The organism is Stenotrophomonas sp. STEN087 (assembly GCF_056759115.1).
Map to the genome: position 1 here is coordinate 1 of NZ_JBRRCR010000115.1, position 10527 is coordinate 10527.

The 10527-nt window shown below is 68.9% G+C and carries 11 protein-coding genes; 3 read left to right on the forward strand and 8 right to left on the reverse strand.

The annotated features are described in order from the left end of the window. Nucleotides 1-113 precede the first annotated feature (113 nt). Nucleotides 114-1274, reverse strand: coding sequence for an amidohydrolase family protein (locus tag ACVOK1_RS19080; protein WP_481562942.1), 1161 nt, complete (start codon nucleotides 1272-1274; stop codon nucleotides 114-116). Nucleotides 1275-1459: 185 nt separating this feature from the next. On the opposite strand from ACVOK1_RS19080, the gene ACVOK1_RS19085 reads away from it, so the two are divergent. Beyond that, nucleotides 1460-2101, forward strand: coding sequence for a hypothetical protein (locus ACVOK1_RS19085; RefSeq protein WP_481562943.1), 642 nt, complete (start codon nucleotides 1460-1462; stop codon nucleotides 2099-2101). Nucleotides 2102-2134: 33 nt separating this feature from the next. Here ACVOK1_RS19085 and ACVOK1_RS19090 read toward each other — a convergent pair whose 3' ends face one another. Further along, nucleotides 2135-2782: a hypothetical protein gene (locus ACVOK1_RS19090; protein ID WP_481562944.1), complete on the reverse strand. Its 648-nt coding sequence runs from the start codon at nucleotides 2780-2782 to the stop codon at nucleotides 2135-2137. Between the two features lie 201 nt (nucleotides 2783-2983). Here ACVOK1_RS19090 and ACVOK1_RS19095 point away from each other — a divergent pair, with 201 nt between their 5' ends. Next, nucleotides 2984-3595, forward strand: a complete 612-nt coding sequence (locus ACVOK1_RS19095) for a GNAT family N-acetyltransferase (RefSeq protein WP_108769121.1) — start codon at nucleotides 2984-2986, stop codon at nucleotides 3593-3595. Here the strand turns inward: ACVOK1_RS19095 and ACVOK1_RS19100 are convergent. Beyond that, nucleotides 3592-4371, reverse strand: a complete 780-nt coding sequence (locus ACVOK1_RS19100) for a CDP-diacylglycerol diphosphatase (protein WP_108769122.1) — start codon at nucleotides 4369-4371, stop codon at nucleotides 3592-3594. The genes ACVOK1_RS19095 and ACVOK1_RS19100 overlap by 4 nt on opposite strands. A 73-nt stretch (nucleotides 4372-4444) precedes the next feature. Beyond that, nucleotides 4445-5125 carry a decarboxylase gene (locus tag ACVOK1_RS19105; RefSeq protein WP_481562945.1) on the reverse strand — a complete coding sequence of 227 codons (681 nt, stop codon included), beginning with the start codon at nucleotides 5123-5125 and terminating at the stop codon, nucleotides 4445-4447. Nucleotides 5126-5292: 167 nt separating this feature from the next. Here ACVOK1_RS19105 and ACVOK1_RS19110 point away from each other — a divergent pair, with 167 nt between their 5' ends. Further along, on the forward strand, nucleotides 5293-5589 hold the full coding sequence (locus ACVOK1_RS19110; protein WP_406235916.1) for an I78 family peptidase inhibitor: 297 nt from the start codon (nucleotides 5293-5295) through the stop codon (nucleotides 5587-5589). Between the two features lie 144 nt (nucleotides 5590-5733). On the opposite strand, the gene ACVOK1_RS19115 is transcribed toward ACVOK1_RS19110, so the two are convergent. Genes ACVOK1_RS19115 through lldR form a run of 4 tightly spaced genes read right to left on the reverse strand, consistent with a single transcriptional unit; the run spans nucleotide 5734 to nucleotide 10290 of the window. Further along, on the reverse strand, nucleotides 5734-6618 hold the full coding sequence (locus tag ACVOK1_RS19115) for a hypothetical protein (RefSeq protein WP_481562946.1): 885 nt from the start codon (nucleotides 6616-6618) through the stop codon (nucleotides 5734-5736). 46 nt (nucleotides 6619-6664) lie between these two features. Continuing rightward, nucleotides 6665-8371, reverse strand: coding sequence for a D-lactate dehydrogenase (dld, locus tag ACVOK1_RS19120; RefSeq protein ID WP_481562947.1), 1707 nt, complete (start codon nucleotides 8369-8371; stop codon nucleotides 6665-6667). Then, nucleotides 8368-9507, reverse strand: a complete 1140-nt coding sequence (gene lldD, locus ACVOK1_RS19125; protein WP_481562948.1) for an FMN-dependent L-lactate dehydrogenase LldD — start codon at nucleotides 9505-9507, stop codon at nucleotides 8368-8370. The genes dld and lldD overlap by 4 nt, the downstream gene beginning before the upstream one ends. An 18-nt stretch (nucleotides 9508-9525) precedes the next feature. Beyond that, complete coding sequence (lldR, locus tag ACVOK1_RS19130) at nucleotides 9526-10290, reverse strand: transcriptional regulator LldR (protein ID WP_481562949.1); 765 nt, start codon at nucleotides 10288-10290, stop codon at nucleotides 9526-9528. Nucleotides 10291-10527 lie beyond the last annotated feature (237 nt).

Below are 10527 nucleotides of genomic sequence, written 5' to 3' on the forward strand. Positions count from 1 at the left end.
GGTTTACGGCGTGTCCTGACCACCCACACCGCCCCGCCATCCCACGGAATGCAGGCTTTTGACGTTAGCTGTTGACGTTGTCTCTGCAGGTGCAGGGCTGCAAGCCCTGCCGACTACACCCACCGTCCCTGGACAACCACGCGCCGCTCGACCGGCACACCCGCCACCGCCGCGGGACCGTGATCCGCCCGCACCGCCACGAACGTCGCTGGCAACCCCTCGCCCATCCCGTAGTCCGGCAACCCGATCACCGCCGCCGCATGCGTGGTCACCATCTCCAGCGCCAGCATCAGGTCGGCATCCGTGTAAAACCCCGAACGGTAGCCCAGCAGCATCGCCCGCTGCAGCAGATCGCCATTGCCGTAGGGCCACCAGCAGTCGCGGATGTTGTCGTTGCCTGCGAACACCCGCACCCCGGCATCGTGCAGCGCCCGCAGCGGCGGGAACGGGTGATCGCCCGGCGCGTTGCTCATGATCGACACGCCGGCCGCCGCCAAGGCCTCGCCCACCTGCAGGGCGCGCGCCAGCGGCACCTCGCCCAGTGCATAGGCGTGGCTGACCGCCACCCTGCCCTGCAGCCCGGCCGCACGCGTACGCGCGGCGATGCGCAGCAGCTGGGCCAGGCCGGTTTCACCCGGTTCGTGCAGATGGATGTCCAGGCGCACGACGTAGCGCTCGGCCAGGCCGAACAGCAGGGCCAGCTGCCCCTCCGCATCGCCATCCAGCGTGGTCGGGTCGATGCCACCCAGCACCTCCACGCCCTCGGCCAGGGCCTGCTCCAGCACCGCGGCCGTGCCCGCGCAGGACATCACCCCCGCCTGCGGGAACGCCACCAGCTGGATCTGCATGATGTCGGCGCAGCGCTGCGCAGCCTCGCGCACAGCCAGCAGATGGCGCAGGCCGGTGCTGGCGTCGATATCGACGTGGCAGCGCATCGCCACGGTACCGAAGCGGCTGCACTGGCGGATCAGCGCCTCGGCGCGGTCCACCATCGGCGCGGCGTCGGCCACCGCAGCCTTTTCCACCGCCAGGCGCTCGCGCAGGCTGGCCACCGGCTGGTGCGGATGCCAGCGGTCGCCGACGAAACTCTTGTCCAGATGGATGTGCCCATCCACCAGGCCCGGCAGCAGGGTGAACCCCTGCAGGTCGATGACCTCGGCACCTTCAGCCGGGCCCGTTGCGCGGTTGAAACCCTCAAAACGCCCGTCGCGGATGTGGAAATGCACCGGCGCACCCTCGCGGTCGACGCCGCCCTGGATGAACTGCAGGGTCATGGGGGAACTCCCGGAAAGCCAGACAAGGCCCCATCGTGCGCCCCGCCCGGCCCATCGGCCAACGAAATATCTGCATGCCTCGTATTTGGCAACGCGATGAATGCCCGACGAGTCGCGACGCTTTCGGCACGCCGGGGACACGCCTGAACGGGTAACATGGGCGCCTGTTTCCGCTGTGATGCCGCATGGGCCCGTCCGACCGCCACGATCGTCTCCGCCGCTGGCAGGCCGCATCCCTGCTGGCCGCTGCCCCGATCGCCAGCCTGTCCGCCGCCGATGCCGGTGCCACCGCGCCGCTGCAGGCGCCGCCCGGACAGCAGCGCATCGCGCCCGCCGCCCTGGTCGAGCAGCTGCACCAGCGCGTGCTGGCCGGCCCCAGTGCAACCGGTACGCTGGAAAGCTGGTGCGCCGAGCATGGCCTGGCCGAACAGGCCCGCGTGCGCGCCGTGCGCGTGCATGGCCAGGACAAGGCGGCACCGGCCGACGTACTCAAGGCGCTCGGCGCGGGTGCCGATACGCCGCTGCGCTACCGTCGCGTGCAGCTGGTCTGCGGCAGCAGCGTGCTCTCCGAAGCCGACAACTGGTACCTGCCGGGCCGCCTCAGCGCGGCGATGAACCAGGTGCTGGACAGCAGCGACGAACCCTTCGGCCGCGTGGTCGGCCCCCTCGGCTTCCAGCGCCAGACCCTTGCCGACCAGCCCTTCTGGCCACCGCGCGGCGATGGCGACCATGGCGTCATCCTGGAAGTGCGTGCCCTGCTGCGCGACCGCCAGCAACAGGCCTTCAGCTACGTCATCGAGTCGTACAGCGTGCAGGCGCTGCCCTGACGGCGAGCGAGCGGTAGTCGAGCAGGCTCGACGCTACTGGCTGATGCCGTTGGCAGTGGGATCGATCGAGAACACGAAACGCCCCGAGGACTGCCCGTTTCCCAGCGGATACTCGGCCGTCATCAACGCGTAGTGCGGTGCGCCGCGGTCCTTGCCGAACAGGCCAACCCAGTCACGGAATCCACCTTGGCTGCGGCTGCGCACCTCGCCCATGCACAGGGTATAGCCACACGTCAGCGAGGCCAGCGCCACGTCCTCGCCCAGCGCACGGGTCGCCGCGGCCTGGTACAACCGGGTCAGATCCTGCGCATCCGGACTCAGCGACGCATCCGCTTCGAACTGCTGCAGGGCTGCTTTGAAGCTTCTGCTGGAAAGAAGGACGGCCTCGGCCTGGTCGCCCGACAATTCGCCGCCGTTCAGCAGTTGCGACTCCCCTGCGAGATAGGCCGCATTCGATGGCATGGCGTGTTGTGCCGACGGCATGGCTGCGGCGGCACGTGGACGCGCAGGCACAGACACAGGCGCAGGCGCATCATCGGGAGTCGCGACGTGACCGGTCGCCTGCGCTTGCGATGCGGCCGCCTTGACGGGGGCCTGCGCGATCTCATTGCGCGCAGTTCCGGTTTCGCCCGGGTGGCAACCCGGCAACACGCCCAGCACCATCCCGGCGATCAACAGCATCCTTGCATCCATCCGTGCACTCCGTGTGTGGAAAGGCCACAGCATCGACCGTTCGCACACGTTGCGCCATCTGCATCGCACAAACAAGCGTCCTGCAACCGCGCCTTCATCCCTGAACGGACCCGGACCATCGCGCAGTATGCTCCTCACTTTGCAACAAATTTCATGGGCATCGCCCCGCGCAGACGGGATCGTGGCCGGATGTGCATCGAACCGAACCCCACCTCCCCTCCTGCCCTGCACCCGGTACTGCGCCGCCACCTGCTGCTGCTGGGCCATGGTTCCATCAACCTGCGCTCACTGCAGCGCACCGACCTGCCTGGCTGGCGCACGCTGTGCGGGCAGCGCCGCACCCGCTGCAACGTGAACTGCCGCAGCGAGGCCGAGGTGCAGCTGTTCATCGGCATCCAGCGCTCGCGCCTGCAGGAGGACAATGACCGCCTGCTGCTGGGTGTGTTCGACCAGCCCAGCCATACCCTGATCGACCAGCTGACCGTGCGGCTGCAGTCCGCGCGCGATCGCAGCGCCGAGCTGCAGCGCTTCTGCCAGGCCGACTGGACCGATGCGCAGCGCTTCGCCGACACGCTGCAGGCACTGTGCCCGTTCCTGTTCGAACAGGTCGGACTGCACCGCGTCTATGTGATGCTCCCGCCCGACAACAGCGCCGGGCTTGCAGACGTGCTGCGCGCCGCCGGCTTCGAGAACGAAGGCCTGCTGCGCGACCATCACCTGGGCCCTGACGGCTGGGAAGACCGCAGCCTGCATGCGCTGACGGCGCCGACCTGGCGCCGCCAGCACCCCGCGCGGGGCTAGCGCACCCGCTCCAGCGCGGAACCGGCGCCGGTCAGCACGCTGCAGGCGTGGTCCTGCAGCTCCTCGGCACTGGCGTCGTTGCCGGTGGCGGTGTCGAGCCGGGTCGCCAGCAGCACGAACCCGGGGGCGCCGTGCGCATCGCGGTGACCGGCCACCAGCAGGCTCCAGTTGCCGACGTCGGCCGGGCCACTCAGGTCGAAGGCCAGCAGGTTCAGCGGGTTGGCGGTCAGCTCCGCGCCCGGCAGCACGCGCGCCTGGTACGGGTGGCCACGCAGCGGCACCGGCAGCGGCGCCCACTGCTGCCCCAGCGCCGCACGCTGTGCGTCCAGCGCCTGCACCACGTCTGCACGCAGGCAGTCCACGTGGATGTGCAGCTGGTGCTGCGAGCGACCATGCGGCGAGTTCAACGCCAGGCTGGCCACTTCGCGCGGCAGCGGCTGGCCAAGCGCCTGCTGGGTGTGCGAGCGCGCCTGCCATGCGGCGGCAAAGTAGTTCGGCACGCCCCTGCGGTACAGGCCGGGGCTTTCAATGCCGCTGACCTTGTCCAGCGGCATCAGCAGGAACTGGTAATCCCCATGCGAATCCTTGACCAGTACGTCGCGGCGGTCGGCGCCGGGCTGCACCTGCAGGCAGGCACCTCGCGGGCCATCAGCCCCTTCGCAGTCGCGTTCGATCAGGCGCCACAGCGCATCGGAATGGGCCGGCGGCGGCGGCGGCGCGCTGGCACAAGCAGCCAGCGTGGTCAGGGACAACAGCAGCAGGGGACGCAGGGACACGGTGGAAACTCAGGTAAACAGGCGCAGCGAACATTGTAGGGTCGAGCGTGCTCGACTGCCCGCATCGACCGGCTCAGTACGTCCCGAACGGCACTTCCACGACCTTCGCCGGGCCTTGGCCCGGGGCCTGCAGGGTGTAGCGGTCCAGCGCACCATCGTCATCGGCAAAGGGCTGGCGCTGGAACTGCAGCCGGTACTGCACCTCACCCAGGCGCACCGTGGTCGCCTCCGGGTCCAGCGCTGCCGCTTCCGGCAGCAGCAGGCCACCCAGATCGCTGTAGGCACCGGCAACATCGGCGAAGGTGTAATCGGCCAGCTCATCCACCCGCTGCATCGCATACACATGCGGCACATAGGGGCGGGACGGGCTGCGCACGTTGCCGAGGTCATCCACCCCGGCCTGTGCGAGGTGGTACTGCTCGCGCAGCGCGGCCACGCCCAGCGACGGGCTGGCCACCTGCAGGCAGCACACCGCGCGGTGGCCTTCGCGATCAAGGATGACGAAGCGGTCGCCACGGGTCGCTTCCTGCGGCAGCATGCCGAACGCCAGGTTGCGCTGCGCCGGCTCATGGCCGGCCTCGGTCTGCAGGTTGCGCCAGCCACCGAACACGGGGGCAGCATCGGCGGTTGCGGCCGCCACTGCCGGATCAATGGCCGCGGCGTTGACTGTCGCGGCCGCCAGCAGCAACGGCAGCAACGGCAGCAACGCCATCGAGGTCAGCCAGCCCTGTCCGTGCGCTTCGCCTGACGTCATACCCTGTTCCGCACCTGCGCCGGAATGGCCCGACCTGCCCGTCGGCGCGATGCCGTACGTTCGCGCACTATGCATCGGCGGTCGGCCAGCGGCAATGATCCGATCGCTGCCGGGGCCGCGTCAGACAGTGCTATCGTGCGGCCATTCCCCTGCAATGGAGCGCCCGCATGACTGCCCACCGCCTGTTCCTGCTGCTTCCTGCCACTGCACTGCTGCTGTCGGCATGCGTCAGCACGCCCGGCCCGCAGGTCAAGGGCAGCGGCCGCTGCGATGCCAGCCAGCTCGGCTGGGCCGTCGGCCAGTCGGGCAACGAAGAGAACATGCGCCGCCTGTCCCGTGAAAGCGGCGCCGGCCTGGTCAACCCGATCGGACCGACCACCATCACCACCAAGGACATCCGCCCGGACCGCCTGCGCGTGTACGTGGACAAGAACAACGTCATCACCGCCGCACGCTGCGAGTGACCCCGACCGTAGAGCCGAGCCATGCTCGGCTGCCCTTGCCTTCTGTAGAGCCGAGCCATGCTCGGCTGCTCTTGCCTTCTGTAGAGCCGAGCGATGCTCGGCTGCCGTGGCAAACGCCGTCGAGCAAGCTCGACTCTACCGCGCTCAGGGCTCGGTATAGCCCGCGCAGTCCGGCAGTGCCTGGTCCGGCTGGTAAGCACCGTCACTGAAGCGGAACGTGCGCACATACGTGCACGCCGGGTCCTGCTCGGTGCGCAGGTCCTTCTTGGCCAGCGGGCCCTTGGCCAGCGAATCCTCGTTGCGTGACACACCGGCCGGGAAGCGCGTGGCCACCGTCTGGTAGCGCAGCACCGGCATCGCCGTAGCGGTGGAATCCAGCGAGAGCCTGGCCGAGAACCCGTAGCTGTCATGGCAGGCGCCTGCGCGCTGCTTCATGTCCTGCTCGCTGAAGCAGGCACGGATCTCCGCATGTCCCGCCCAGGCCACGCCGAGCACGTCATTGTCGACCTGGATGCCGTCGTCCAGGTGCCGCACCCGTGCCAGTTGCAGGCGGGACGCGTCGGCACCACCGCCGGAATACATGTTGCTGACCTTGCTGATGCCGCCGACCAGCACGTTCTGTCGTGCCCGCTGCTGCGGATCGGCCACGGCCTGGTCGGCACCCACGCCCGTTGCCAGGCGCACGATCCATGGCCACAGTGACAGCTCACCTTCAGACGGCACATCCATCGTCACGTGCCAGGACTGCGGCTGGCCCGTGCCCTGTGCACGTTCGGTCACCACCAGCGTGTTGGACACCTCACCTTCGGTGTCGCTGGGCTGCAGGGCCACGCACCAGGCACGATCGGCCGTGCAGTTCTGCAGGCGGTCGCCGCCATCCTCGCCGGGCAACAGCACCTGCCCCAGCGGTTCCAACACATTGCCTGCGGCGTCGCGCTGCTGCGGCAGGATCGAGCCCTGCGCAGATGCCAGTACCGGCGCGGACAGCAACAGCGCAAGCCACGCGGCTCGGGAAATCATCGTGTGCATCGTCATTCCTGCGCGTCGGCGCGTCCCTGCGGAATGCCGATGATAGTCAATGCCCGCTGCAATCGCAGCCGCCCCACCCCGCCACCTTGGATGTGTGGCCGATACCGGGATTGAACGTGTTGCTCGGATCCAGCTGCCGATAGAATCCGGCCAGCGCCGGCTTGGCCGGGTACAGGTGGCCGACGTTGTGTTCGGCCGGGTACTCGGCGCCACGCTTGTCCAGCAGCGCCCACATCGCATGTTCGATGGCCATCGGGTCTTCGCCTTTGCGCGCGATGTAATCCTGGTGGAACACATGGCAAAGGAAGTGCCCGTAGTACAGCTTGTGCAGCAGGCGGCCGTCGATATCGGCCGGCAACGTCTCGAACCAGTCGGCGTCATCGCGGCGCAGGGCGATGTCCAGCGCCACGATGTCCTGCACCTGCGCACGATGGACTTCGCGGTAGCGCACCGCCGCGCCGGCCACGGCGAAACGATGCAGGAAGGCCTTGCGTCCCTCCTCGGCACTGCAGCGGAAGAAGCCACCCTCATGGTTGGCGAAGCACTCGCGCAGCCAGCGCTCGGTCTCCGCAGCATCCTGCGCCGACACCTTCAGCAGCAGGTGATGCTCATACCGCTGGCGGAACTCGCCCATGCGCGGCGGCAGGTGCGACGGCAGCAGGCCGACCAGCGCCTGCATCACCCGGTCGGTCACCCCGCGCAGGCCCAGCCGCTCGAACCAGCCATCGACGCGGCTTTTCAGCGCGAACGCCGCCGGCACCCGCGCGGTACCGAGGCGATCGATCAGCAGGAACGTGTCCTTGCCGTAGCGCTCGCCGATGTCGTACGCATCGCGGTGGATGTACTCCCCGGCGATCGGCAGGCGTTCGAAGCCGGTCAGCAGCTGGCGGCGGATGGTGGTGAGCGTGGCCGTGCGGTTGCTGCCGATGTAGAACACCTCGGCGGCTTCCTTCTCGAACGTATCCAGGCGCACGGCGAACACCGCCAGTTTGCCCGCCGAACCGGACGCCTCGTAATGACGGCTGGGGTCGGCGTTGAAGCGTGCCGGCGTATCCGCATCGACACGTCGCACATCCTCGGCATAGCGCGCATCGGAGGCAGCGCGGCCATCGCCATCGCCGACATCGGCGGGGCTGTAGTCGCCCGCCTGCAGACGCTGCAGGATCTGCTCGGGCGTCTCGCCGAGGGCAATGCCAAGGTGGTTGACCAGCTGCAGCTGGCCCTGCGCATCGACCTGCGCGAACAGTGCCAACTCGGTATAGGCCGGGCCACGGCGCACCAGTGAACCGCCGGAGTTGTTGCAGATGCCGCCCAGCACCGAGGCACCGATGCACGACGAGCCGATCACCGAATGCGGCTCGCGCCCCAGCGGTGCCAGCGTCTGTTCCAGACGATCCAGCGTCGCGCCGGGCAGGCACAGCACCTGGCGGCCCTCGTTCAACAGCTGGATGCCGGTCAGGCGCAGCGTGCTGACCAGTACGATCGGCCGCCCGTAGTCATCGCCATCGGGAGTCGAACCACCGGTCAGGCCGGTGTTGGCCGCCTGCAGGATGATCGCCGCTCCACCATGCACCGCCGTCTGCAACACCCGCCACAGTTCCAGCAGCGTGCCCGGGCGCACCACGGCCAGCACCTGGCCGTCGCCGAACCGATAGCCGCGGCGGAACCGCCGGGTCGCCTTGTCGCCGGTCAGAACATGGCGGCTGCCGACGGCCATGCGCAGCTGCGCCAGCACGCTCGCGTGGCCGCTCATGGCAGGCTGACCAGCGAGTCGCGGCCGATGTCGGCGATCCGGCGCGCACCGGTCAGCGTCATCGCCACCCGCATTTCCTTGGCGATCAGGTCCAGCAGGTTGGCCACGCCGGCCTCCCCCTGTGCGGCAAGCGCATACACGAAGGCCCGACCCAGCAGCACGGTATCGGCGCCGAGCGCCAGCATGCGCACCACGTCCAGGCCATTGCGGATGCCCGAATCGGCGAGGATCTTCAGGTCGCCCTGCACTGCATCGGCAATGGCCGGCAGTGCGCGTGCGGTGGACAGCACGCCATCCAACTGGCGGCCCCCGTGGTTGGAGACCACGATGCCATCGGCGCCGAACTTCACTGCATCGCGCGCGTCGTCCGGATCGAGGATGCCCTTGATCACCATCGGCCCCTTCCAGAACTCACGGATCCACTCGAGGTCCTTCCAGGAAATGGACGGGTCGAAGTTGCTGCCCAGCCATCCGATGTAGTCCGCCAGCCCGGTCGGGTTGCCGCGGTAGGCGGAAATGTTGCCGAGGTCGTGCGGGCGCCCGAGCAGGCCCACGTCCCACGCCCAGCGCGGGTGGGTGATGGCCTGGCCGACGCGGCGCAGCGAGGCATTGGGACCGCTCATGCCCGAATGCGCGTCACGATAACGCGCGCCGGGCACCGGCATGTCCACGGTGAACACCAGGGTGGTCACACCGGCCGCCTGCGCACGCTCCAGCGCGTTGCGCATGAAGCCACGGTCGCGCAGCACGTACAGCTGGAACCACATCGGCCGCTGGATGGCCGGCGCCACTTCCTCGATCGGGCACACCGAGACGGTCGACAGGGTGAACGGAATGCCACGACTGTCAGCCGCACGCGCGGCCTGTACCTCACCGCGCCGGGCGTACATGCCGGTCAGGCCGACCGGCGCCAGCGCCACCGGCATCGCCAGCGTTTCGCCGAACAGCTCGGTTCCCAGGCTGAGGTCGGACATGTTGCGCAGGATGCGCTGGCGCAGCGCGATGTCGGACAAGTCGGAGACATTGCGCTTCAGCGTGTGCTCGGCATACGCGCCGCCATCGATGTAGTGGAACAGGAACGGCGGCAGTCGCCGCTCGGCGGCGGCACGGTAATCGGTGGAAGCGGAAATGATCATGGGGTCAACCGGAAGTCATCAGCCATGCGGGGAAGGGAGACGCGAGGCCCGCGCACGCCGGGCTTCGTTGTCATCGAGCGTGCGCAGCGTGGTGTGCACGAACTCAAGGTGGGCATGGGCAGCGGCGCGCGCGCGTTCGGGATCGCCCGCCAGCACCGCATCCATCATCTCGCGATGCTGGTCGGACAGCGGCGAGAAGGTTGCTGCCGAGGTGTAGAGCTTCTCGCGGCTCTGCGAGATGTTGGTCTGCAGCAGCTCGAACAGGCCGCGCATCACCTGCAGCATCACCAGGTTGTGCGAGGCCTCGGCGATGGACAGGTGGAAGGCCGCATCGGCTGCGGCCTCGCCGGCCGGGTCATTCTTGCCGTGCGCGTCCAGCATGGTCTGGAAGGCGCGGCTGATGCGCGCGCGGTCCTCGTCGGTGGCACGCAGCGCGGCGTGCCACGCCGTGGCACCTTCCAGCGCGTGGCGGATCTCCAGCACATCGAAACGGTATTCCGGATCGCCCTGGAACACCGGCAGGTAGGGCACCAGGGGTTCCTGCAGCGCCTGCCGAGCGAGTGCCGCCGGGTCGGCCACGTAGGTGCCGCCACCGACGCGCGCGGTCAGCAGCCCCTGGCTGGCCAGCTGCGCGATGGCCTCGCGCAACGCGGTGCGCGAGACGCCCAGCTCCAGCGCCAGGGTGCGCTCGGCCGGCAGCCGGTCGCCGGGCTGCAGCTGTTGTTCCTGCACCAGCAGGCGCAGCTGTGCAGCGACCTTGTCAGAGACGCGCGGCGAGGTCATGGCGTCCACCGCGCGGCGGACGCAACTTGGTATGACCATTCGTGGCAAAGGATGCGCTGGCGATTCAAGGCAGGCAATCAAAGCAGGCGGAGAGCCCATTTAATCACAGGTTTCGCGCCGACATTGGTCCGACCATTTTGCCGCAATTGGGGTGCGACCCCCAGGGGGGGGGAGCCCCCCCGGGGGGGGAGCCCCCCGGGGGGGGGGGCCGCAGCCCCCCACCCCCGCAGCGCGAGG

Excerpts from the sequence above, each read along its gene's own strand:
- ACVOK1_RS19080 (WP_481562942.1), bottom strand. The coding sequence starts at position 1,274 with ATGACCCTGCAGTTCATCCAGGGCGGCGTCGACCGCGAGGGTGCGCCG.
- ACVOK1_RS19085 (WP_481562943.1), top strand. The coding sequence starts at position 1,460 with ATGGGCCCGTCCGACCGCCACGATCGTCTCCGCCGCTGGCAGGCCGCA.
- ACVOK1_RS19090 (WP_481562944.1), bottom strand. The coding sequence starts at position 2,782 with ATGCTGTTGATCGCCGGGATGGTGCTGGGCGTGTTGCCGGGTTGCCAC.
- ACVOK1_RS19095 (WP_108769121.1), top strand. The coding sequence starts at position 2,984 with ATGTGCATCGAACCGAACCCCACCTCCCCTCCTGCCCTGCACCCGGTA.
- ACVOK1_RS19105 (WP_481562945.1), bottom strand. The coding sequence starts at position 5,125 with ATGACGTCAGGCGAAGCGCACGGACAGGGCTGGCTGACCTCGATGGCG.
- ACVOK1_RS19110 (WP_406235916.1), top strand. The coding sequence starts at position 5,293 with ATGACTGCCCACCGCCTGTTCCTGCTGCTTCCTGCCACTGCACTGCTG.
- ACVOK1_RS19115 (WP_481562946.1), bottom strand. The coding sequence starts at position 6,618 with ATGCACACGATGATTTCCCGAGCCGCGTGGCTTGCGCTGTTGCTGTCC.
- dld (WP_481562947.1), bottom strand. The coding sequence starts at position 8,371 with ATGAGCGGCCACGCGAGCGTGCTGGCGCAGCTGCGCATGGCCGTCGGC.
- lldD (WP_481562948.1), bottom strand. The coding sequence starts at position 9,507 with ATGATCATTTCCGCTTCCACCGATTACCGTGCCGCCGCCGAGCGGCGA.
- lldR (WP_481562949.1), bottom strand. The coding sequence starts at position 10,290 with ATGACCTCGCCGCGCGTCTCTGACAAGGTCGCTGCACAGCTGCGCCTG.